Consider the following 24,696-nt stretch of genomic DNA (forward strand, 5'->3'; position numbering starts at 1 on the left):
CGTTATCTAGTTTTGAAGGAATGAATCCTTCAACATAGTCTAGTGGCGATAGCGAAGAGGTCACACCCGTTCCCATACCGAACACGGAAGTTAAGTTCTTCAGCGCCAATGGTAGTTGGGACTTTGTCCCTGTGAGAGTAGGACGTCGCTAGGCAATTAAGAGATCAACCGTTATGGTTGGTCTTTTTGTTTTTCAAAAAACCGAAAGGTTTTATGGTGATAAAGGCGCTTTTGACGGGAATAAGAATAAAAAAATAGAATAGGTCGGGTTTCGAGGAGCAAAGAGTTCAAGGAAGCAAGGGAGCGACAACCGGAATGTACTATGTACATGAGGATTGGAGTCGAGTGCAGCTGACGCAGAAATCTGCCGCTCATCGGAAGCCGACCACCGAACACGGAAGTTAAGCTCTTGCGCCAATGGTAGTTGGGACTTTGTCCCTGTGAGAGTAGGACGTCGCTAGGCAATTAAGAGATCAACCGTTATGGTTGGTCTTTTTTTGTTTTTTCAAAACCGAAAGGTTTTGTGGTGTAAAAGAAGGTTTTTACGGGAATAAGACAATAAAATAGAATAGGTCGGGTTTCGAGGAGCAAAGAGTTCAAGGAAGCAAGGGAGCGACAACCGGAATGTACTATGTACATGAGGATTGGAGTCGAGTGCAGCTGACGCAGAAATCTGCCGCTCATAGGAAGCCGACCACTGAACACGGAAGTTAAGCTCTTGCGCCGATGGTAGTTGGGACTTTGTCCCTGTGAGAGTAGGACGTCGCTAGGCAATTAAAAGATCAACCGTTATGGTTGGTCTTTTTTGTTTTTTCAAAACCGTAAGGTTTTGTGGTGTAAAAGAAGGTTTTTACGGGGAAAAGACAATAAAATAGAGTAGGTCGGATTTCGAGGAGCAAAGAGTTCAAGGAAGCGACAACCGGAATGTACTTTGTACATGAGGATTGGAGTCGAGTGCAGCTGACGTAGAAATCTGCCGCTCATAGGAAGCCGACCACCGAACACGGAAGTTAAGCTCTTGCGCCGATGGTAGTTGGGCCTTTGTCCCTGTGAGAGTAGGACGTCGCTTGCGATTGAGAGACCAACCGTTATAGTTGGTCTTTTCTTATTTTAAAAAATAAAATGTTATGTCGTAGTTTATTTTATCTTTCATATCTTACTAAAACTTTTCTACGTAAAATAGCTTTTTAATCAAGATATTAAGAGTGGATGATACGTTCATTCACCTTGGAACAATGGACCCTTCCCTTTGAGTCTATTTTGTTTCAGGTTTATTTTTCGTTTGCTTTTTAGAGTCTTGTTTGTTTTTAATATGCCCCTTCGCATCCACTTTTGAATCCTTTAACATGATTTTTCACCTCCAAATTATAAAAGTCACCTTTAGATGCTGTTATGTTTCCACTTCAGAAAACCTTTATACGTAGCTTCTTTATTGAACGACTGTATAAAAACAATTTGTCTTCAAAAAATAAGGGAACAAATTTATTAGGTGGTGTTCATTTTGGCTGATAAGAAAAAGAAAGGTTGTCTTGGCTGTTTCGGGTTACTCATTCTTATTATCATTATTGGTTCTTGCGCTGCCATATTAGGTGGGGATGAGGAAGATCAAGCTCCTCCGGCACCACAAGAGGAGCAAAATAGTACGGATGATACGGTAGTAGAAAAAGAAGAACCAGTGGAGGAAAATAAAAAAGAAGTTCCGGAAAAAGAAGAGCAGCCTAGTAAAGAACAGACAGCTGAAAAAGAAAAAGTACCTGAAGATTTAAGTGGCTTTGTTGAATACGCAGTTAAGAAGGAAGCAGGCGAAACATCGAATCACGATGAAGAAAAGCTAAAAAGTCGAGTGCAAAAAGTCTCTGTTGATGGAGATGTTGTGTGGGTACAGGCTGTAGCTGACGATAACTTTACAAAAAATACAATTCGCAAAAGTATACAACGAGATAGTACCGATATCCTACAAAAGATTTATACAAGCAGGGATGACGTATCTGAATTTACACTTGATTGGGTGTTTCCATTACAAGATGCGTATGGAAATGCGAAGATTGGACCGATTGTAACAATTATCCTATCGAAGTCCACCGCAGATAAAATAAATTGGGAAAACTTTACCTCTTCCAACCTTCCAAAAGTTGCAGATACCTATATCGAATACCCAGCAATAAAAGATTAATATAGAGTTATTTGAGGATTAGGCTTAGTTAAAGGAGTAAAAGGTATCTTAGCAATGAAAAAGGGACACTGGCTTTTCAGTGTCCCTTTTCACAAAAAATGGTGGGACGATGGACCTGTCCCTCTGACTCACCTATACTCCTGGGAACCAGCCAGGGGTGTGGATGATTGCATTCCATAGTGGATCTGGAATGACTAATTCTTTTTGTTTGGTTTTGTCTATTTTTGTTATGATGTCTTTTTCTTTATCTTCTGCTACTTTTTGTACCCAATCTGGGTCAATGATTAATTCTCTACCTAATGCAAGTAAAGGTACTCCTGTATTAAAGGCTTTTCGAGCTTCATCTGCTGAATAAATAGACCCGACTCCAATCAAAGGAACCCGATTATTAATCGTTTCTAGCAAGTATTCGATACGAGGTTTGTCTGTGTCATCAACACCTCTTCTTGCTGTTGAGAAAAATTCACTTATTGACACATGTAAATAAGTTAAGCCTTTATTCGCTAGTGTATCAACTAGTTTAAGTGTATCACCCATTGTAATTCCCGGTGTTTCAGGTTCTTCTGGTGAAAAACGATAGCCAACTATAAACTCTGGAGTTGCATGTTCTTTTACGACTCTTTGCACTTCATCCACAATTGCGAGGGGGAAGGTCATACGTTTTTCTAAATTGCCTCCATATCGGTCTTCACGACGATTTGAATGAGGAGAGAAGAACTGTTGAATGAGATAGCCGTTAGCTCCATGTATTTCAACTCCATCATAGCCTGCTTCAATTGCACGACGAGTTGTATCTCCGAATGCCTTAATAATATCTTCAACTTCGCCCTCAGTTAATGGTCTTGGTTTTACATCAGGTTCCTCGGTTGATGCTCCGCCACTAACTGCAGGTACATCACTTGCGCTCACAATTTCTCCATTTGGAACTAATTCAGGAGGGCACATTCTTCCGCCATGAAAAATTTGTAAGATCGCTTTTGCACCTTGTTCTTTAATCGCGTTGGCTAATCGAGTTAAACTCGGAATCATCTCATCTTTATCACCAGCAAATTCACCATGGAATCCTTTTCCATTTGGTGTAACATATGTACAAGCCGTGATTACCATACTAACACCACTTGAGCGGCGTGCGTAGTAATTCACTTCTGCATCTGAAACAGTTCCATCTGGGTTAGATGAAAAGTTAGTCATTGGTGCCATGACCAGCCTGTTTTTTAATTCAACTCCATTAGGGAGAGTGTAAGTTGATAGCATAAATTTATTGTCTACATTCATTGTTGAAGCCTCCTTAACAGTTGATTGTTATGAAAAAAACAGTACCATTATATACTTAGCTAATCAGTGGTACTTTATTAGCGTGCAAAAATAATGATACATTCTAAAAGAAACAGTTTAAAGTTTTCTGCTTATATGGGAGAGGGAGAGATAATCGATGGATGGAATTGGTACCACCATGTTAAGTGGTTATATGAAAAAACGAGCTGGTCATATAGATGCCAACTCGTTTTTTGAAATGCCCCTGCCAAGGAATTTTATTTTACCATATGTAGGGGTCACTTTTAAAAGTAAATGCTACTTAAATATTGGTCAAACGCTTGGTTTCATCTTGCTGTGAATCTGTTTTACCAAGTTGAACTTGTCTGGTCATATAAAAATTTTTCTCCAACATTTTGATTAGGCAATTAAAATGCCTATTTCATTATTTACCATTTTTATAAAAGGAAATGGAATGATGTGATTTAGAGAGGTAGATTAGATAGAAATAGTGGGACGCGGGACCTGTCCCTCTGTCCCAAGTTGTGGTAAGATGGACAAGCTAAATTGTACGAAGTAAGGGAGATGATGATTGAATGATGCAGGAGTTTATTGAAGTTATTAATGGACGGGAGAACAATTTGAAAAATGTTCATGTTCAGATTCCGAAGGGGAAAATTACGATTTTTACCGGGGTTTCTGGTTCTGGGAAGTCATCGATTGTATTTGATACGATAGCACAGGAGGCAGGTCGTCAGCTAAATGAGACTTTTAGTAGTTTTGCCCGTCAGTTTCTGCCGAAATACGGCCGGCCTGAGGCGGATGAAATTAATAACCTTTCCACTGCAATTATAGTTGACCAGAAACGTCTTGGTGGTAATGCAAGATCAACTCTTGGGACGGTTACTGACATTCATCCTTTGTTACGACTTCTTTTTTCACGGTTTGCACAACCAAGCATTGGCTGGAGTAATGCATATTCCTTTAATGATCCACTTGGGATGTGCCCACATTGTGAGGGGATTGGTAGAACGATTACATTAAACCTCGAAGCTGCGTTAGATAAAGAAAAGTCCTTAAATGAAGGAGCGATTTTACTTCCGGGGTTTGGTCCAGGGACATGGCAATGGAAAGCATATGCTGAGTCTGGATTCTTCGACAACGATAAGAAAATAAAGGATTATACCAAGGAAGAGTTTGAAAAGCTCGTTTATGCCGGTGAGGAAAAAATCGTCGTTAATTATATGAATGGTGAGATTAACACAACGTATGAGGGCTTGGCCGTTAAATTTATGAGACAAAATGTGAATCGAGATAAAGATACATCGAAAGCTGCTGAGAAAAAGCTGAAAGAATTTACGACAACTGGCAAATGCCCTAGCTGCCAAGGGACACGGTACAATGAGAAGGTCTTGTCTTCAACTTTCAAAGGTTATTCCATTTATGACCTGACATCCATGCAACTCGATGAATTAATGGATGTTCTTCAAAGCTTTGATGTACCAAGTGTGAAACCAATTGTAGACGGGGTTGCAGAACGTGTTAAAAATCTTTGCGACATTGGACTAAGTTATTTGACCTTAACAAGGGAAACACCTACTCTATCTGGTGGAGAGTCTCAGCGTGTAAAAATGGTGAAATATTTGTCCAGTAACCTAACTGGATTAATGTACATATTTGATGAACCAAGTACAGGACTACATCCACGTGATGTCTACCGATTAAATGAATTACTAGTAAAGTTAAGAGATAAGGGAAATACGGTTTTAGTTGTGGAGCATGACCCTGATGTTATTCAAATTGCAGACCATATCATCGATGTTGGTCCAAATGCAGGTACTGGTGGAGGACATATCATGTATAGTGGAAGTTATCAGGGGTTATTATCTTCTGATACACTTACTGCTCAGTTTTTAAACAAGAAAATGGAAATTAAAACAAATCCCAGACCTGTTAATGAGTTTTTGGAAAGTAAAAAAAGTAGCCTCCACAATTTGAAAAATGTGAGCATTCGCGTGCCAATCGGAGTTTTTACTGTTGTTACGGGGGTAGCGGGTTCTGGTAAAAGTACGCTTGTAAACGAGGTTTTTGCAAAGGATTTTCCAGATTCCATTCGTATAGACCAAAGCCAGGTTCATGGTAACATACGATCCAATCCGGCAACCTTCTCCGGTATTATGAATTCGATTCGAAAAGCATTTTCAGAAGCGAACAATGTGGAGAGTGGATTATTCAGCTATAATTCAAAAGGTGCTTGTGAAACATGTGGTGGAACAGGAACGGTAGAGCTTAACTTATCCTTCATGGATAAAATGGAAATGGAATGCAGTGAATGTCACGGAGATCGTTACAAACAGGAGGTCCTTCAATACCTGTACAAAGGAAAAAATATTGTAGAGGTTATGGATATGTCTGTAGCAGAAGCTGTGGAGTTTTTTGAAGCCAAAGATATCAAGCGCCAATTGACAAGTATGGCGACTGTTGGACTTGGATATTTGTCTTTAGGCCAACCACTAAACACATTATCTGGTGGAGAGAGTCAACGACTGAAGCTCGCAAAAGAGATAAATAAAAAGGGGAATATCTATATTTTAGATGAACCGACAACCGGACTGCATCTGTCCGATGTTTCCAATATTCTAGCGATTATCGAAAAATTAGTTGAAAAGGGTAATACAGTTATTGTCATAGAACATAACCTAGACGTCATACGAAATAGTGATTGGATTATTGATTTAGGTCCAGATGGAGGTACAGGTGGTGGAGAAATTTTATATGAAGGGCCACCTGGAGGACTAAAAAATTGTGAACGATCAATAACAGCTAAGTATATTTAAAGAAAAGAAGAGGTGCCTAAACCCTGTATACTTAAGGGTTCATGTGCCTTTTTTAAATGAATAACGAAAGGACGCATCAGTAGCCAAGGTGGATAATGATCCTGTTTCTATACAATTAGATTGAATAAAAGTAAGTTGCACTCATACTCATTTAATGAGGTGATGTTATGGATTATAATAATTTTAAATCAATTAAAGATTATGGCTTCGAAGGTTATATTCCGGTTACTGAATTGATGCAAAATCACTCTATCGTTCCACATAATAAAGGGGTTTATATGGTGCTTTATACCCCTGATGATTCACCAGAGTTTTTAACAGAAGGTACGGGTGGTTATTTTAAAGGGAAAGATCCGAATGTTCCAGTAGAAAAATTAAATGAAAGTTGGATAAAGAATACGAAAGTAATCTATATCGGGAAAGCCGGTGGTGGAAAAAGCTCTGCAACTTTGAATTCAAGAATAAAACAGTTGTTAAAATTTGGTAGTGGGAAAAATGCAAGCCACTACGGTGGTAGGGTTATTTGGCAAATAGAGGATATTAATCATTTGATTGTTTGTTGGAAGGAACTAACCGTTGAGGATCCTAATGATGTAAAAAATCAACTGATTAAGGGTTTTAAAAAAATACATAGAAAGAGGCCATTCGCCAATATGGTTGATTAATCTTAATTTCGTGAGTAATGTTCATTAATATATGGAGTAGTTTAAAAAAAAGGAACCGGGAGGATTATTGTTAATCCTCTCCTTTTTTTGTATCGGTTTTAACAGGAGTGGTAAAAAGTGGATGGAAAAATGAAACTAAATCGAGTTTTATTCGTATATAAGGTATAAGAAAAAACGATCCTTTGCCAAATTAAGATTTCATTAGGCGGTGGTGTATTGAAAAATCTTGTAGACGATATAAAAACAAATTTAAGGAAGCTAAGGAGTAACATAAGTAAAGAACAAGCAAAAAAACTTGATTTAAATAAATGTGAAAGAGTGGTTGAAAAGCTGGATTCTTTATCGACGAATTGTGAGGAATGTCGAGAACATCTAGTTGATTTAAAGAAACATTTTATGGGGTTAGAAGCAAAAATAGATAGTATTGAGCAAGAATGTAAACAGCATAAACAAGTCATTCAAGGAATTGTTTCACATCTTCAGAAGAAGCATAAGTTGGTATCAGAAGGATTTTATCTATCATTATATATGTCCATTGGTATGAGTTTAGGTGTAGTGTTTGGATTAACAATAATTGACAACTTTGCGTTAGGTATATCGTTTGGTATGAGCATGGGTATTGCCATTGGTGCTGGTTTGGATGCAGATGCTAAGAAAAAAGGTAACACAATATAGTCGATCGAACACTTACAAATGTGAGTGTTTTTTGTTTGCATTAGGTGAGGATTGCTTAAAAAAGAATTTGAACTTCCTTAAATGTTACTGGAAAATTTTATGATATACTAGTTTGGTAGAGGAGGCAGTGTAATGAAAAATAAACAGCGTTTACAAATTGTAATAATTATCATAGCATTATTCTCGTTGGTTGCATGTAGTAATTCAACGGATGAGGCAAATGCTAAACCAGAAAATGAAGAATCAGAAACTAGCACCGATCTAAAAACAGAGGAAAAACCGGCTACCGATGAGGAGCCAGGTGAAATAGTTAAATCTGAGAGTCCTGAACATACTCAGATTAAAAACAAAGATGTGACATCTAAAGAACCATCAACGAATGAAAATGAAGAGTCATCGAAGTCTAGTGACAACAAAGAAATAAACCAAGGTATGAAGGATACATATCTCAAAGAATTAAATGAAATGGAAGAAGCAGATAGAAACCCCGAAGATACAACAACAATGGCAGAATTAGAAGAACAAGAGGCGGCAAGGTATAAAAAGTGGGATCAGAAATTGAACGAAATTTATGGTGTATTGAATGAACAGCTTGATTCTGAACAGATGGATCAATTACGAGAAGAACAGCGGAATTGGATTAAATATAGAGATGAAACTGCAAAAGAATCATCACTGAAATATAAAGGTGGCTCGACGGAAACCTTAGAATATGTTGCTACCAAAGCAAGTCTAACTAGGGAAAGATGCTACGCGTTGGTTGCAAAGTATATGAAATGATTGTTTTAATTGCAGGAAGCTCTGAGTAGGACAATCACTCAAGCGGGACAATGGACATGAATAGTTGCCTTTTCATAGCCACTATGATTAACTAGTATCTAGTAACTTAATAATCTAACAATTCGACTAGGGGAGCATTTTTGTGCTGAGAGATAGAAGAAATATCGACCCTTTGAACCTGATCTAGGTAACACTAGCGTAGGGAAGTGGAGTTGGCACGTTATGTTTAGACTGAACGATTTTATATTGCCTAACCCATTCCTAGCAAACTAGTGATGGGTTTTTGTTTTTTTATCTCCCCAAGGTCAAATGGAGAGAGGGGACAAGAAAGTGAGTAGTCTTTTTACAGATCGTTTATGGAATCGAGTGGAGCCTATCTGGAATTCGTATTTGGAGCATCCATTTGTGAAAGGGATTGGCGAGGGTTGGTTGGATAAGGATAAGTTTAAGCATTATATGAAGCAGGATTATGTGTACCTGATTGAATATTGCCGTCTATTTGCATTAGGGAGTGCAAAAGCTCCAGATTTAAAAACGATGTCCATATTTGCAAACCTTTTGCATGGGACATTAGAGATGGAAATGGATCTTCACCGCCAATATGCCGCAAAATTTGGAATATCAGCTGAAGAGCTTGAGGCAACAAAGCCTTCATCAACTACAACTTCTTACACAAGTTACATGTTGAATGTGGCGCAGCTCGGTGGTGTAGATAATGTTGTCGCAGCAGTCCTTGCTTGTGCTTGGAGCTATAACTTTATTGGAAAAGAGCTCGTAATATGGCATGGAGCTGTTGAACATGAATTTTATGGTGAATGGGTGAAAATGTATTCATCCGATGAGTTTACTGCCTTGGCGGAAGATTGTAAGACGCTAATCAATGAAATCGCAAGCGAAAAACCGGAACGAGATTTAGCTGTACTTGAAGAAATCGTCGTCAAAACCAGTTTGTTTGAGTATATGTTCTGGGATATGGCTGAAAACCTTGAGGAGTGGCCAATTAAACTGTAAGGACATGGGGACAGAGGGACAAAGAACCTCTGTCCCCCTATATTATCGACCTTTACTGTTGGAGTTATAGTCAGTTTTTAACCATGCAATTGGGCTCATATTTACCTTGTTTGCACCTGCATATTTTGTAAGTGTTGGAACAACGCTGTCTAAAGGAACCACGGTATACGTATAAGGGAGTTTCTCGTCATAGTTATATTCAAAGGTAAATGGATCAGTAGGTGGATTCATTTTACTCATATTTTCACTTCCAACAATATGAGAAGACCATGCCCAATTTCCGATTGTTGATTTGTCATACCATATAAATCCTGTTGTAAACAGATTTTCACCATTATTGTCCCAGCTGCTTCCTGTATACGTGCCATATTGGTTGGTAATTTTTGAGTTTACAATTAAGTTTCTATTATAAGCTGCTTGGAATAACTCAGCCCATTGGGCGTCCATATTTTTAGTATCTAATCCCTGAATCTCTGCACCAATGATTGGCTCGTTAATGTCATTGAATACAGATGTATCTGCTGCAATCGAGGCTCCATTTCTAGCATTTAGTGCCCGTGAAAGTGTATCTGTTCCGAATTCAGCAATTGCCGAGACATTCTCTAAAATCGCTTGATGAGAGGAATTGTCCAAATACAAGTTGTACGCATGACCAGAACCTTGGCGTATCATAGGAATTCTCTGTCCAACATTGGTATAGGTATTATAAGCGAGTGTTAAACGTATTCTTTGATTGCCATCCTTTATCTCATCGCCACTACTAGACACATAATTCACATAGTCTTTATCACCTGAACCTGATAAATGCACCTTACTGTGATACGCAGCATAGGCCATGATTTGTTCTTTAGTGGCACCTTCATTTCGCATGTTGTAATACACACTATCGGAATTCAGTTCATTTGAAGCATATTTCTCTTCCATAAATTGAATCGTTTGATAAATATCAGTGTCTGTTGAGGGATTTTCATCTGCAGGTAATCCGAATTCAGACCAGGAAATGGTGATGTTGGAGCCACCGTTCTCTGTATCAATTAATCCATCCGCTGCAATTGGAAATTTGCAATGGTCAATCCATACATTGTTGGCACCATTTATTTTAATATAAGTCCAGCCTACTTCCTTGTGTTTTCCTGTATCATCCCATTGCCACATGCCATCAAAGTTCAGATTACGAATGACGATATCGTTCGTAGACCGTTGTAATTTTAACTCGACAGATCTTATCGTTTTTCCTTTTTTTGAAAAAATCGTGAGTCCATCAACATTATCAATATTTAGTTGTGAAACACCAGAAGCTTCTATTTTTGGATTGGTAAATCCGTTCATAGGATCTCGATATTTCGTAATGAAACGAAACTTCTTTGTTTCCTCAGAACTCAGATTTAGATTCTTCCACCCAAAATTTAAGTCCTTAGCGATTTCAATTACTTTCACACTTCCAGCTTGTGCATCCAAGATGGCCTGTAAAAACTCTCTTTCTGTTTTGACCTGTCGATAATAGGGTGTATCAATGTATTCACTTCGGTCATTCACCCCTATTGAGGCATAACCAGAAACAGATAGAAAACTACTGTCATAATCTTTCATATACCTAATAGTGTTGGGAATCGAATCGATTGCTGCAGCGTGAGCCGTACCATTTCCGGTCAAGAAAAATGGCGCAAATAAGGAAAAAACCATAACCAATACCATTGCTTTTCTAAACTTCATAAAATACCACCTTTGCAATTTTTTTAACTAAGTCTCAATGCAAACCAAATACAAACAAGCCTTTATATTACACCTCCAATCAACGTCTAACGGTAAACATTAGATTATTCTTGTAAACCCTTTCGTGTTTGTGAATTCAAAAACTTCTATATTAGTTTAGCAAGCTTCTCATTACATATTTTGTGAGAAGAAGACGTTTCTGTTTACATTTTCGAAGGTGTTTAGGCATGTACACAGGAGAGGGGGTTCCTTTTTCCTAGTTCCTCGTTTGTTAAATAGGAGTAAAGTTGCGATTCCTTAAAAAATGAAGGATATGGGCAGATGAACATGTAATAAAAAGAACATAACTAGAGTACAAGTTTTAAGCGGGTGAAAAATGAGAACACGAATAAAGAATTTTGTTGGCTCATTTGGAGAGGAGTTGAATAGTGGTGCAAAAAATAAGTGTTTCTCTTCGTGAACAGCCTTTTTATATAAATCGTTTTAGTGGATACCATCCGTCAATGGCAACACATCATCTGCACCAAGATTACGAAATTTATTATTTATCCAAAGGGGAACGGATTTACATTATTAATGGGGAAGAGTACCTAGTAAAGAATCAGCATCTCGTTTTTATTGATAAAAATGTGATCCATAAAACGGTCAAGAAAAGCAATCAAGTGTATGAGCGAATGGTTATAAACTTTAGGGAGTGCTTCTTGAGTTTAGGCGAACAACATATCGTGAAGCAGCTCTTTGAAAATGGACCGTACATTATATCGATTCCTCAAAATAAAAGAGAATTAATTAACACTATCATAATGAGGCTATTCGAGGAGTACCAAAAGAATCTAAAGGAAAGGGATATGTACCTTAGATCTTTGCTATCCCAATTATTAATTGAAAGTAATAGACTGATAGAGGATGCGTGTCCTTTAGAAAAGATGAAAGTTTCGGGACAACAAGATAACACTGGTAAAAATGAAATCGAAAAGATTATTACATTTATTAATAACAATTTTACAAGCGATATTTCACTTGGTGTTTTATCCTATCATTTTCATGTAAATGAGCAGTATATAAGTAGACTTTTTAAAAAATACACTGGATGCAGTTTTATTGAATACTTGAACGCAATCCGTATAAATGAAGCAAAAAGATACTTAATACATACAAGCTTGAAAGTGAATCAAATTGCAGGAAAAGTGGGTTATTCCAATCATGTTCATTTTTGGCGAGTGTTTAAGAGGAATACAGGCATGTCCCCGAATCAATTTAGGATTCTAAAAGCAGAACGATAATCATCTTTAATTTCTTGATTTTGTTGAGCTACTAAAAATAAAAGCGTCAATAAGTTGCATAAAATAATTAAAACTAACGATAATATGGAATTGGTGGTATTATACGATAAGATAGAAATTTCATAGTAGAGGTAGTTTATTTAATGTTACATTTTATTAATCGGTTTGAACAAGCTTTTCATTATTCACCTATAGGCATGGCCTTGTTTTCACTAGAAGGGCAGTGTATAAAAACAAATCCAGCACTATCAAAGATTACTGGCTATTTAGAAGAGGAACTATTATCTCTTACCTTTCAACAGATTACACACCCGGATGATTTAGAAGAAGATCTTAGATTTGTGCAAGAACTAATAAAAGGTAAAAAAAGTTCTTATGAAATGGAAAAGAGATACTTTCATAAAAATGGAAATATAGTATGGGTTTTTCTTTCCGTTTCGATTTTTCAACAAGACGATAAAACGTTCTACCTAATTGCTCAAATTCTTGATATAACTGATAAAAAGAATTTACAGCTTAGTTTACTTGAGAGTGAAGAAAGGTTTCGTAACCTCTTAAATTATTCACCGGACCCTATCTTGGTATTTGATGGAGAGATTATCTTATACGCGAATGAGTCTGCAGCTAAACTAGTTGACACGTTTGCTGAAGATATGATTGGGGAGTCAATTATGAGATTTATTGATCCTAGCATGCATGAACTGATTCAAACTCGGAGCCAAGAAATTATCGATCAAAATAAGCAACTTCTTGATTTAGATTTGAAAATACGCAGTAAAAATGGCCGTATTGTTGATGCAGTTATATCGGCGGTTCCAATCTCTTATATGGAAAAAAGGGCTATTTTAGTTAGTTATCGTAATATTACGGAACGAAAAAAAATGGAACAGGCATTGAAAGAAAGTGAGGACCGTTATCGACAATTAGTCGATTATTCCCCATTGGGTATTTTAGTCCATCAAAAAGGTGTTATCCAATATGCCAACCCTGCAGCTTTGCAATTATTAGGAATCACAGATGAAAAATTGATAGAAGGTATTCCAATATATGATATTATTCACCCGGATTTTCGACTTATCGTATCAAGAAGGATTAAGAATATTGAAGACAATGGCATTTATGAACCAACCTTATATGAAAAATTCGTACGCATAGATGGTCAGGAGATTGATGTTGAAGTAAGTGGAATCCCAACTAAATTAAACGGTGAATCAGCTGTCCAAGTCGTGTTCTGGGATGTGACCGAGAAAAAGAAGGAAGAGGACTTAATCAGGTACCGTGCCTACCATGATACCTTAACAGATTTACCTAACCGCCTTAAATTCCATTTAGATTTAATGGAAGAGATTGAAAAGGATTCATTGTTTACCATTATGTATTTAGATTTGCATGGTCTTAAATCGGTTAACGATGAGTTTGGTCATCAAGCTGGTGATATGGTACTAATCAAAGTAACAGCCCGATTAACTGGAGTCCTTGGTTCTGTAGGTCTTGTTTATCGTATAGGTGGAGATGAATTTGCAATCGTACTTCCTGGTCGAAAAAATGATGAAGAAATAAGTGTGACTGCAAACAGTATAGCGAGGGTTATCCAGCAGCCCATCTACGTTTCAAATTCGATTGCTGAAATTTCAACAAGTATTGGAGTTGTCTTCTATCCAGAACATGGAGTAGACATGGAGTTACTTTTGCGTCATGCTGATTTGGCCATGTACCACGCAAAGAAAACAAAAACCTTATATAAAATCTATGATAGATAACAAGGGGGAGTTTTTAATCTCTGTAGTTTATCATTTAGATTGTATCGAAAAACGACATGTATATGTCGTTTTTCTTTGCTCATTATCTATTAAGTTCCGTTAGATATATTTTCGGAATAATTTGATATTTTAGTTGACAACCTCATGTGACTTCATGTACGCTAATATTGTTAAATATTACAAAAATAAAATACGACATCTCTTATCGAGAGTCGGGGGAGGAACCTGGTCCAGTGAACCCGCAGCAACCGTTACAAAGAATGTAACTAGGTGCTAATTCCAGCAAGCATTTGCTTGAAAGATGAGTGTGGGATACATATTGCCTCTTCCTCATCGGAAGGGGCTTTTACATTTTATTCACTGGAAATAAGGATATTTGATTTTAAGGTGAGTAAATTAATGTGAAAAGTTGTATTTTATTTGGTGAAAAAATTGCTAAGGGAGAGATTTACGATGAGTTTGTACAAAAAGGAATATTTCGGAAGACTACCAGAATTGAAAAAATATGCACCTGAAGCATTTCAATCATTTATAAAGTTTGATAGCCAAGCACTAGCTGCAGGCAAGCTTTCCGTAAAGCAAAAGGAATTGATTGCGGTTGCAGTAGCCCATATTACAGGTTGTCCTTATTGCATTGATTTACATGTTGGGAATGCAAAGAAGAATGAGTCTTCTAGAGAAGAAGTAGCAGAGGCTATTTTTGTTGCAACAGCATTAAAGGCAGGTTCCGCTTTAGCACATGGTGTGAATGCACTCAATGCCTATGATGGAAATGGCGATGAAGATCTATATAAAGAGGCTTATTTTGCAAGACTAAAAGAATTTGCTGATTTAAATGGTGAGGCTTTTAAAGCATTTATTGATTTTGACACAAAATCTCTTAAGGCGAAAAACTTAACAGAAAAAGAGAAAGAGTTAATCGCGGTGGCGTGTGCGCACACAACAGGTTGCGCGTATTGCATTAACCTACATACGAAAAATGCCAAAAAAGCGGGTGCTGATTTAGAAGAAATCTCAGAAGCTATTTTCGTGGCAGTAGCATTAAAAGCAGGTTCTGCTTTGGCACACAGTGTAAATGCGCTTAATGCGTATGATGAGAAGTAATTAACCATATAAAACATAATCTTTTAATAGAAGGGGAACACAAACCTAACCAAAGGTCTGTGTTCTCTTTTTATTTTCCACCTATATTTTCATGATAGACTAGGATTTGCATCTCAAAATAATAAGAAAATCTTAAGATTTGCATGCAGTGTTTGTTAAGATTTGATTGATATCCTTTCCTTATAGTAAATTCTAAGGAGTTGATAGAAATGGTGAACACCACAAGTAGGAGTGAACGTTATGAATATATTGGTTTGTGACGATGATCAAGCCATCGTCGATGCGATTGGAATTTACTTAGAGAATGAAGGCTATACGGTTTGTAAAGCTTCTAATGGACTAGAAGCAATCGAGGTCATCAAAAGTCAGGAAATCCATCTTATTATCATGGATCTGATGATGCCCAAAATGGATGGAATGAGAGCAACTATGGAAATTCGGAAAGAAAACAATATTCCTTTAATCATGCTTTCTGCAAAATCAGAGGATCATGACAAAATATTAGGCCTAAATATTGGGGCAGATGATTACATGACGAAGCCTTTTAATCCGTTGGAACTTATTGCAAGAGTTAAATCCCAACTCAGAAGATATACAACTTTCGGTGGCCTTGATACGAGAACCAATATAGTTCAGACTGGGGGATTGATTATCGATGATGAAAGTAAAACGGTCACGGTCGATGGCGAGGAAGTCCATCTTACACCCGTGCAATATAAAATTGTAAGGCTTCTGACAGAAAACGCGGGAAGAGTATTTTCAATCGAGGAGATATATGAAAAGGTATGGAACGAACCCTCCTTTAACCCGGAAAATACCGTTACCGTTCATATACGAAAAATCAGAGAGAAAATCGAAATCAATCCGAAAGAACCAAAATATTTGAAGGTGGTGTGGGGTGTTGGATATAAAGTGGAAAAAATATAGCCACTCGATTATAACGAAAATCATTGTTTTTGTCATTGCGATCTTGTGTTTTACAGGAATAGCTCGAGCCGTTGTTGAAGTGGAGATTGTGAATGATGTTAATTTTAGCAGCGTAACCGAAGAGTATTACATAGAGAGCATGGCCTATGTAAAGGAAAGTGAAAGGTTGATTGGAGACCTCACAAGACTATTAGGGAAATATAAAAGTGAGGAACATATTTTAAGTGGCAATACCCTCACTCAGGAAGAATGGAAGCAAGCAGAAGAAGATTTATATTACACAGAGTTTCAATATTCTAGGTCTTATAATCCTGAGTTAAGTGAAGAGAAGAACTTTGATAAATTTGAAGAAGAGTATGCTGATAAGCTCGCAGAAGCAAAAAATCAGATGATCAAAGAAGATTTAAAAGAGTTTCATATGCTCATTCAAAATCTTGATGATTATGAGCCAATCTTTTATGCAAGTGATGGTACCAATGTGTTTGCAAATAGTTCGAGTACGAATAAAGAGCAGTTTGAAACGTCACCAGCATACATGATATTTGAGGAATACAAACAAGAGTTTTATCCAAAGGAAACAGAGAAAAATGAGCATTTATATCGAATTACCGAGCAAATCGATGAAATTGATATGGAAAACACCGTTATTTTTTTAGGATATTCAAAACAATTTTTAAATGAAAAAGCACAAAAGTGGCAAGAAGTAAAAGCAGTTGCTACTACAAGTTTATATCAAATATTAGGATACTTGGCAGGATTCATTCTTTCATTTATTTATTTAGTGCTAGTAGTTGGTAGAAAATTATTTCACGATCAAGAGTTAACCTTCCGTCCGGTAGAAAGACTATACAATGACATAAATATTGTGATGTGTATTCTTCTCATTCCACTATGGATAATGTTAGTGGATGACGTGTTTGAAAATATGACGAATATGTTCACCATCATCACCATTCCATTTGCGATTTTGGAATTAATATTGCTACTGCTCCTTGTGAAGCATGTAAAAAATAAAACACTTCTTAAGCACACATTGATCTATACAATCATCTACAAACTTGTGAAATTTTTTGGTGATGTCTATAAAAGCGGAAGCATTGCTGTAAAAACCGTATTAGTTGTAATTGGCTATCCACTATTGATCGCTATTACTTTTTTCATGTTTCCAATTACAATTGGGCTTGCCGCTTGGTTTGCTTATAAAAAGGTCAAGGCCTTCCAAAACATTCAAAAAGGAATCGAGATTGTCAAGGATGGTAATCTTCATCATCGAATCGAGGTTGTCGGAAATGGAGAATTTGCAAAACTTTCTTCAAATGTCAACAGCATTACGGATGGGTTGAAAAAAGCGGTAGATAGTGAGTTGAAAAGTGAACGATTAAAAACAGAGCTTATTACCAATGTCTCACATGATATTAGAAATCCGTTAACTTCGATAATCACGTACGTAGATTTATTAAAACATGAAAAAGATCAAGTAAAAGCAAGTGAATATTTAGAAGTACTTGATCAGAAAGCACAAAGGTTAAAACTGCTAACAGATGATTTATTTGAAGCATCGAAAGCATCTAGTGGAAATATTCCAGTACAACTAGATAAAATTGATATTGTGTCATTAATTACCCAAGGTCTTGGGGAAGTGAATGATAAGATAGAAGCAATGGACTTAAATATTAAGCTGAATCATCCAGACTATAAAGTATATGTTACTGCTGATGGGAAATTATTATGGAGGTCCATCGAGAACATCTTATCGAATATTTTTAAATATGCACTTGAACGATCAAGGGTATATATAGATATTGAGGACATGGACAATGAAATCCGAATCAGCTTTAAAAACATCTCAGCCTATGAGTTAAATATCACTGCAGACGAATTAATGGAGCGTTTCAAAAGAGGCGATGAATCCAGAAACAGTCAAGGTAGCGGATTAGGACTCTCGATTGCGAGAAATCTTATTGAACTTCAAAAAGGCAGATTTACCATACACGTTGATGGAGATTTATTTAAGGCGATAATCAATTTACCTAAATTTGAGCCTAATGAATAAACGGTAGTTACAAACAATAGACAAAGTTATTTATGGGTTGATTCTATTACAAAGTGTGCATCATATTGAAGATAGACCTCATTTCAACCATTCTGATAAAAATGTTATGATATATTGGCAACAGGATTCTTTGATTGTTGACAATAACCAAGATTTTTTCATAGGAAATATCGATGGAGGTAAACAGGATGAAAATCATAGTGACTAGTTTATTTGTAGAGGATCAAGATAAGGCACTGAAGTTCTATTCTGAGACTCTGGGGTTTGTAAAAAAGCATGACGTTCCCGTGGGAGAATTTAGATGGATCACAGTTGTATCTCCCGAAGATCAGCAAGGTACTGAGCTTGTGCTCGAACCAAATAACAATCCCACTGCCAAAGAGTATCAACAAAAGTTATTTGCTGAAGGCATCCCAGCTACTATGTTTGGAGTAGAAAATATTCAAACTGAATACGAACGATTAAAGGAGCTTGGTGTGAAGTTTACAAAGGAACCGACAAATGCTGGTCCAGTAACAATAGCTGTCTTCGATGACACTTGCGGAAACCTTATTCAAATCGCTCAGCAGAACAAACTGAATAACTAAAAAGCACCATTTGAACAATGAAGTATATTTTAGATATAGCTAAAGACTAGGAAAAGATAAATTCCTAGTCTTTTTTTTTGAAATTTATTTGGTGAATCGATAATAATATATTAATGATAATTAAATATTTATTGAAAAACAATAAATAATATCTTATAATCAATCTAACGAAGAAACAAAGTTTGAAAGGAATGGAGTACATTGAAAACTAAAACAAAACGTTTACTTATTAGTGGGGTTACAGCAGCCGCTATTTTTAGCTCATTTGCAATTCCTCAAGTTCGAGTAGAAGCTAATGAATTTTTATCATTATTTCGTGTGAATCAACTTGAGATGGTGAAGTTGACGCAAAGTGATATTAGTGAAATTGAGAATTGGGTTCGTGAAAATAAAGAAGGTTCGTTAGACTTGGCGGGAATTGGAAAACTCGAAATGTCAGAGATAGCAGGGGAGCCGAAGTTCTTTGATACGTATCAATCAGCTGTAGAAGCTGGCTACTCTGTGCCTGAATTAGGGGAATATGAGGTTGAAGCAGTATGTGTGACTCCAGCAACAACCATCACCTTTACTTTAAACGTCGAAAAAGCAAATCAACTATTAACTCAATTAGGTTCAGAACAACAATTCGAAGCAGCTTTAGATAAACATTCGTTTTCTGTTTCAACCTTTGATGCAATTGAAACGGATTACACGCAGAACGAGCAACATATCAGATATATGCGCACAAAATCTCCAGAAATCCTAGTTCCTGAGGGAGTATCGGTAGATGAGTTAAAAGCTACACTGCTTTCTCTACCATTTTTACCTGAAAATGTGAAGACACAGCTTGCAGACATCGATCATATTGAGACGACATTACCTATTCCTCATGTAGAAAGAGAAGGTTCTACAATGACTGAAGTTCGTGTAGGAAATGCTCCTGGATTTGTAGTAGAAAGTAAAGAGGATTCCTATATGGTATGGCAGGAAAATAGCAATATCCATGTTATCTATACTCAAAGTAAAATGGGTGCAGAGGAACTAATGGAATTAATTGAAAAAATGAAGTAAATGATTTGAAGAGTTCAGAGTGATTTAGGTTACTCTGAACTTTTCTTAATAAACAACAAGGAGGAAGAGAATGAACGTTATCCAAACGAGTTCTTTAACGAAAACGTACAATGGAAAAGGTGGAATATCTGATGTAACTTTGTCGGTAGGGGAAGGAATGGTATACGGTTTTTTAGGACCGAATGGTTCTGGGAAAAGCACGTTCGTTCGTACACTTCTTGGGTTACTACGCCCTACAAGTGGTGAAGGTTATATTCTTGGAGAACCGATTGGAACGACAAAATCACGGGAACAAGTAGGATATCTACCAGAGTTATTTCGTTACCCAGATTGGTTAACTGGTAGACAATTGTTACAAAGTCATGCTGAATTATGTAGGATACCAGTTCGCGAGCGAAACAAACGAATTGATGAAGTCATCGAGTTAGTTGGAATGACAGGAAGAGAAAATGGTAAGATTAGTGGATTTTCAAAGGGAATGTCCCAACGGATTGGCCTTGCTTGTGCTATATTAAATGATCCAAAGGTAGTCTTTCTTGATGAACCAACATCTGCACTTGACCCAATAGGACGCAAAGATGTCAGAGACCTTATGGTATATCTGCGAGACCAAGGTAAAACAGTGTTCTTAAATAGTCATTTGTTGTATGAAGTAGAGTCAGTGTGTGATCATGTTTCGATTGTTCATCAAGGTGAGATGGTTGCACAGGGACCATGGAGAGAGTTAATGATGACGGAAGCAAAAGTGGAGGTTGTAACGGATAAACCAATAAATGCCTCAATGCCTTCATTTGTGACACGTTATCAGAAAATAAAAGTTGAAGAGGGTCGAACAAGATGGGGTTTGCAACTTGAGCTTGAATCCGATATACCAAGACTCATTCAATTCTTAGCTTCAAACCAAGTTTCAATCTTTGAAGTGAAACCCATAATCCCTCATTTAGAGGATGTTTTCATGTATTGGGTGAACCAGAAAAAGGAGAACGCTTATGTGGACAATCAGTAAATTAACCTTTAAAGAAATGGTATCAAAGCGAATCTTTTTAATTACGATTATTATGACGCTCATATTTCTGGCTCTTTACGGTACGGCTATTTATTTTATTGGTAAGGAAACACCGGGAGCGGGGAATAACGCTGGAACACAAGCCTTCTTAATGCAGCAGTTCGTAGCTTCACAATTTTTGGGTGTCGGACTTTATTTCTCATCATTTATCATTGCTCTTCTTACAATATTGTCTAGTGTTAGTGCTATTTCAGGCGAAGTGGCAAGTCACCAAATTGATACTTGGTTAATGCGCCCAATATCTAGAGCTAGATTTGTTTTGGGCAAATTTATCGGATTAGGTTTACTCTTAATCTCTTACGCTATCGGATTATTTTTTAGTATTATCCTCATTCATCAAGGGATAGGAGCGGAATGGATGGCATTGGATATTGAACCAATGCAGATATTGAAAGCTGTAAGTGTATTTGCCATTCAGCCATTTGTTTTGATCGCTTTTGGGGTATTTTTAAGTACAAGAATGACCACCTTGAATGCAGGCATTGTTTCCATTATCTTATATGGCGCGGCGTTTATAGGAGGTTTTATTGAACAATTTGGAGCCGTAATTGAAAAAACGACTCTCGTAAATATCGGGATCGTGATGAGCCTCGTATTTCCAATTGATTCAATCTATCGAAAAATGACGATTTTATTATTTGATACGTCCGATAACCCATTGTCACTCGCACAAGGTGGGATGTTCACGAGTATTTCAAATCCTAGTAATCTGATGATTTGGTATGCGTTGTTATATGGAGTACTTATTGTGGTACTTTCAATTTATAGTTTTAAAAAGCGGGATGTATAAAAAGTTATAGGTAAAGCTGTCTGACTTATAGACAGCTTTTTTGTTCGGAATTTAATTCTAGATAAACAGAACCAAAACATCTATTCAAATCCTGTCACTTTATGAGTTCCCCAATAGTAAAATAATCCCATACTTATAAGTAAAAATAACTAAATTAATACAAATATTCTAAATATTTATTGATTTTAGACTTAACTGAAATTATAATGGTAAAAAATGAAGTTTATACTTCGTATATTAAAAAGATATGAAGTGTGGGCTTTATTATAAAGGAGGATGCATATGGATAGTAAAGAATCAATTATTGTTGAGGACAGAAGGTTTAAACAGTGCACGAAAGAAATGTGGTTGGTATTAGGGCTATTTGTTATTAACCTCATTGTAGTGGGGATTCCTGCCATTGCTTTGGGATTAAATAAACCATCAGCCGACATTACCTTTATTTTAGGATTTCCTGCTTGGTTCTTTTGGGGTGGTATTGTTGGAAGCCTTATCATTTGTATCCTACCTCTATTCATGGTGAAGTTCTTTTTTAAGGACATGTCTATCGAAGCTGAAGAAGAAGATGGGGAGGTAGATTACTAATGCAATGGGATGTATTGATTCCAATTATTATTTATTTAGTTATCACCTTTCTTATTGGTGGCGCACTTCATAAGCACATCAAAAACCGAAAGACAAGCTTCCAAGAAGAATACTTCATTGGCGGACGTTCACTTGGTCCAATCGTATTAACATTTACCATCCTAGCATCTGCGGCCAGTGCCGGAACGTTTATTGGGTCTCCAGGGGTAGCCTATAATCAAGGGTTTAGCTGGGTATTAATCCTGTTAACTCAAGTAGGTATGGGAATTTATATTCTTGGTATCTTAGGGAAAAAATTTGCTATAGTAGCGAGAAAAATTGGTGCTGTTACGTTAACAGACTTTTTTAAGGAAAGATATCAAAGTACGGCAGTTGTACTAGGAAGTTCCATAGGTATCATCATCTTTATTAGCGCCTACATGGTTGCTCAATTTGTTGGTGGAGCTAGAATACTTGAAGCTATTACGGGACTTCCATATGAGGCAGGGCTTATCTTCTTTGGAGTAGCCGTTGTTGCTTATACAGCCTATGGTGGCTTCAGAGCTGTGGCATTAACCGATGCAATACAAGGAATAATTATGATTCTTGGTGGTGTTATACTTTGGATTGTCTTTATGGTTAAAACAGATGGTTTTTCTGTTTTAATTGGAGAGTTAGTTGCCAAACACCCAGAAATGGTCGAGTTACCTGGACCTGCGAATGCAACGCCGTTAAATTTATTCTCCTATTTTATTCTTTTCGGAATTGCAGCAATCGGTTTACCACATGCTTCTGTTCGAGGAATGACGTTCAAAAATACCGATGCTATGCACAAATCACTTATCTATAGTGGTATCATCATGTTCTTATTCTCCATCGGATTTGCTACACTTGGACCATTTGTAAAAGTTTTATATCCAGATCTTGCCGTGGCGGATTTAGCTTTGCCGACTATGATATTAGATCTTATGCCAGGCTGGCTTGCAGGTTTAGTTCTTGCAGCTCCATTAGCGGCAATTATGTCTACGGTTGATTCGATGTTACTAGTTACAAGTGCATCCGTCGTTAAAGATATATATTTGAACTACATAAATCCCAATGCTAGTGATACTAAGATTGCGAAGCTTTCATATATGACGACACTTATAATTGGGGTAGGAGTTGTTCTATTCGCTCTAACACCTCCTGACTATCTACAGTTTATCGTGATATATGCAATCGGTGGTCTAGAAGCAACATTTTTTGCACCAATTGTATTCGGGCTATATTGGAAGAGAGCAAGTAAATGGGGAGCAATTGTTTCTATGTACACTGGTCTAATTAGTTATATCGTTATTGGTCAATTCTTCCCTAACCCATTTGGAATGCAAACGATTGTTACGGCAACAGCTTTATCTATCTTTACTATGGTAGTGGTGAGTTACTTATCACCTGCACCAACTTCACAAGTCATTAGAAAGTTTTGGGGTACAGACAAGATTGCAGGGTAAGCCCTTTATAATATTTCTTAATAGAAAGAGAATGAATGATGATGGAAGCCATAAATACTTTAATACGTACACATTATAAGACATTATCAAATGGCCAGAAACTTGTAGCAGAGTATATCATTAATTACCCAAGTCGTGTCGCTTTGTCTACTGCCAAAGAAGTGGGCGAACTTACAAAAACGAGCGAAACTACTGTAATACGTTTTTGCTATAAGGTCGGTTATAAAGGGTATAGTCAGCTTCAAAAAGAGGTTCAAAAATCTCTTTTAGAGGATGAAGTTAAGGATCCAATTGTAAAATATCGAGAGGATACAGATGCTTTAAGCAGAGAGGGAAATCTCTTAGCCATTGTTATGGAACAAGATATAAAACATATTGAGGAAACTCTGGGGAGTATAAATAAAGACAAATATCAGAATGCGGTGAATACTCTAGTAAAAGCCAAAAAAAGATTTGTTATTGGATTAAGAAGCTCCCATGCACCGGCCAGTTGGCTGGCCTTTAGCTTAAATATTGTAAGAGGAGAGACGTATCTTTATAGAGGTAATATGGATGATTCAAATTATCTTCTATCGGAATTAAATGAGGAAAGTGTAGTAGTCGCTATCACTTTTCCTCGTTATGTTCAAGAAACTATTTCTTTTGTTCGTGCTGCAAAGAAAAGAGGCGCAACAATTCTAGTAATAACAGACCATGAATTAGCACCTATAAGTGAATATGCTGATTTGTTGTTTACGGTGAAAGCTCCTAAACCAATTGGATTATCAGGGATGCCAACTATATTTTCATTGTTAAACGTATTAGTTACGGGCGTGGCATCTTCTGGTGAAAAGGAAGTTCAGGAACATTTTTTAAATTATGAAAATGCTCGTCAAGACTTCTCTCAAGATGTATGACATTACTATTTAAAATGT

21 protein-coding genes, 1 rRNA gene and 2 riboswitches are annotated in these 24,696 nt (G+C 36.9%); of the genes, 20 read left to right on the forward strand and 2 right to left on the reverse strand.

From position 1 onward, the window contains the following. Positions 1 to 38: 38 nt before the first annotated feature. Both rrf and NST91_RS11195 read left to right on the forward strand, forming a co-directional pair. Positions 39 to 154, forward strand: a 5S ribosomal RNA gene (gene rrf / locus NST91_RS11190). A 1,347-nt stretch (positions 155 to 1,501) separates the two neighbouring features. Then, a complete protein-coding gene (locus NST91_RS11195; RefSeq protein WP_341331185.1) occupies positions 1,502 to 2,173 on the forward strand; it encodes a hypothetical protein in 672 nt (223 codons plus the stop codon). A gap of 132 nt (positions 2,174 to 2,305) precedes the next feature. Here NST91_RS11195 and NST91_RS11200 read toward each other — a convergent pair whose 3' ends face one another. Beyond that, the gene (locus NST91_RS11200; RefSeq protein ID WP_341331186.1) at positions 2,306 to 3,448 is read right to left on the reverse strand and encodes an NADH-dependent flavin oxidoreductase; all 1,143 of its coding nucleotides are present in this window, start codon (positions 3,446 to 3,448) and stop codon (positions 2,306 to 2,308) included. Positions 3,449 to 3,605: 157 nt separating this feature from the next. On the opposite strand from NST91_RS11200, the gene NST91_RS11205 reads away from it, so the two are divergent. The 6 genes from NST91_RS11205 (at position 3,606) to tenA (ending at position 9,395) form a co-directional block, all read left to right on the forward strand. After that, positions 3,606 to 3,788, forward strand: coding sequence for a hypothetical protein (locus tag NST91_RS11205; RefSeq protein WP_341331187.1), 183 nt, complete (start codon positions 3,606 to 3,608; stop codon positions 3,786 to 3,788). A gap of 235 nt (positions 3,789 to 4,023) precedes the next feature. Further along, positions 4,024 to 6,264 (forward strand): ATP-binding cassette domain-containing protein, encoded by a 2,241-nt coding sequence (locus NST91_RS11210; protein WP_341331188.1) that lies wholly within the window; start codon positions 4,024 to 4,026, stop codon positions 6,262 to 6,264. A 167-nt stretch (positions 6,265 to 6,431) separates the two neighbouring features. Beyond that, entirely contained in the window at positions 6,432 to 6,929 is a 498-nt protein-coding gene (locus NST91_RS11215; protein ID WP_341331189.1) for a hypothetical protein, read from the forward strand. Between the two features lie 216 nt (positions 6,930 to 7,145). Continuing rightward, positions 7,146 to 7,604 (forward strand): glycine zipper domain-containing protein, encoded by a 459-nt coding sequence (locus NST91_RS11220; RefSeq protein WP_341331190.1) that lies wholly within the window; start codon positions 7,146 to 7,148, stop codon positions 7,602 to 7,604. A gap of 132 nt (positions 7,605 to 7,736) precedes the next feature. Beyond that, positions 7,737 to 8,384 carry a lysozyme inhibitor LprI family protein gene (locus NST91_RS11225; protein WP_341331191.1) on the forward strand — a complete coding sequence of 216 codons (648 nt, stop codon included), beginning with the start codon at positions 7,737 to 7,739 and terminating at the stop codon, positions 8,382 to 8,384. Between the two features lie 118 nt (positions 8,385 to 8,502). Next, a riboswitch (TPP riboswitch) is annotated at positions 8,503 to 8,606 on the forward strand. Between the two features lie 108 nt (positions 8,607 to 8,714). After that, a complete protein-coding gene (gene tenA, locus NST91_RS11230) occupies positions 8,715 to 9,395 on the forward strand; it encodes a thiaminase II (protein WP_341331192.1) in 681 nt (226 codons plus the stop codon). A gap of 42 nt (positions 9,396 to 9,437) precedes the next feature. Here tenA and NST91_RS11235 read toward each other — a convergent pair whose 3' ends face one another. Then, positions 9,438 to 11,108: a pectate lyase family protein gene (locus NST91_RS11235; RefSeq protein WP_341331193.1), complete on the reverse strand. Its 1,671-nt coding sequence runs from the start codon at positions 11,106 to 11,108 to the stop codon at positions 9,438 to 9,440. Between the two features lie 431 nt (positions 11,109 to 11,539). Here NST91_RS11235 and NST91_RS11240 point away from each other — a divergent pair, with 431 nt between their 5' ends. From NST91_RS11240 to NST91_RS11295, 12 genes are all read left to right on the forward strand, one after another. Continuing rightward, complete coding sequence (locus NST91_RS11240) at positions 11,540 to 12,391, forward strand: AraC family transcriptional regulator (protein ID WP_341331194.1); 852 nt, start codon at positions 11,540 to 11,542, stop codon at positions 12,389 to 12,391. A gap of 143 nt (positions 12,392 to 12,534) precedes the next feature. Further along, positions 12,535 to 14,151, forward strand: a complete 1,617-nt coding sequence (locus tag NST91_RS11245) for a PAS domain S-box protein (protein ID WP_341331195.1) — start codon at positions 12,535 to 12,537, stop codon at positions 14,149 to 14,151. A gap of 199 nt (positions 14,152 to 14,350) precedes the next feature. Continuing rightward, a riboswitch (SAM riboswitch) is annotated at positions 14,351 to 14,459 on the forward strand. Positions 14,460 to 14,604: 145 nt separating this feature from the next. After that, a complete protein-coding gene (locus tag NST91_RS11250) occupies positions 14,605 to 15,255 on the forward strand; it encodes a carboxymuconolactone decarboxylase family protein (RefSeq protein ID WP_341331196.1) in 651 nt (216 codons plus the stop codon). A 240-nt stretch (positions 15,256 to 15,495) separates the two neighbouring features. Continuing rightward, positions 15,496 to 16,182 (forward strand): response regulator transcription factor, encoded by a 687-nt coding sequence (locus NST91_RS11255; RefSeq protein WP_341331197.1) that lies wholly within the window; start codon positions 15,496 to 15,498, stop codon positions 16,180 to 16,182. Continuing rightward, on the forward strand, positions 16,157 to 18,235 hold the full coding sequence (locus NST91_RS11260; protein WP_341331198.1) for a HAMP domain-containing sensor histidine kinase: 2,079 nt from the start codon (positions 16,157 to 16,159) through the stop codon (positions 18,233 to 18,235). The genes NST91_RS11255 and NST91_RS11260 overlap by 26 nt, the downstream gene beginning before the upstream one ends. 188 nt (positions 18,236 to 18,423) lie before the next feature. Further along, on the forward strand, positions 18,424 to 18,822 hold the full coding sequence (glxB, locus tag NST91_RS11265; protein ID WP_341331199.1) for a methylglyoxalase: 399 nt from the start codon (positions 18,424 to 18,426) through the stop codon (positions 18,820 to 18,822). 201 nt (positions 18,823 to 19,023) lie between these two features. After that, a complete protein-coding gene (locus tag NST91_RS11270) occupies positions 19,024 to 19,872 on the forward strand; it encodes a hypothetical protein (RefSeq protein WP_341331200.1) in 849 nt (282 codons plus the stop codon). Between the two features lie 70 nt (positions 19,873 to 19,942). Further along, positions 19,943 to 20,878, forward strand: a complete 936-nt coding sequence (locus NST91_RS11275; RefSeq protein ID WP_341331201.1) for an ABC transporter ATP-binding protein — start codon at positions 19,943 to 19,945, stop codon at positions 20,876 to 20,878. Further along, the gene (locus tag NST91_RS11280; RefSeq protein ID WP_341331202.1) at positions 20,862 to 21,728 is read left to right on the forward strand and encodes an ABC transporter permease subunit; all 867 of its coding nucleotides are present in this window, start codon (positions 20,862 to 20,864) and stop codon (positions 21,726 to 21,728) included. Before NST91_RS11275 ends, NST91_RS11280 begins: the two co-directional genes overlap by 17 nt. Positions 21,729 to 22,010: 282 nt before the next feature. Beyond that, complete coding sequence (locus NST91_RS11285; RefSeq protein ID WP_341331203.1) at positions 22,011 to 22,313, forward strand: DUF997 family protein; 303 nt, start codon at positions 22,011 to 22,013, stop codon at positions 22,311 to 22,313. Continuing rightward, positions 22,313 to 23,782: a sodium/pantothenate symporter gene (panF, locus tag NST91_RS11290; protein WP_341331204.1), complete on the forward strand. Its 1,470-nt coding sequence runs from the start codon at positions 22,313 to 22,315 to the stop codon at positions 23,780 to 23,782. Before NST91_RS11285 ends, panF begins: the two co-directional genes overlap by 1 nt. Before the next feature lie 38 nt (positions 23,783 to 23,820). Further along, the gene (locus tag NST91_RS11295; RefSeq protein WP_341331205.1) at positions 23,821 to 24,678 is read left to right on the forward strand and encodes a MurR/RpiR family transcriptional regulator; all 858 of its coding nucleotides are present in this window, start codon (positions 23,821 to 23,823) and stop codon (positions 24,676 to 24,678) included. The last annotated feature ends 18 nt before the right edge of the window (positions 24,679 to 24,696 follow it).

The sequence above is a fragment of the Ferdinandcohnia sp. FSL W7-1320 genome (assembly GCF_038050315.1).
Classification (GTDB): Bacteria; Bacillota; Bacilli; order Bacillales; family Bacillaceae_L; genus Ferdinandcohnia; species Ferdinandcohnia aciditolerans.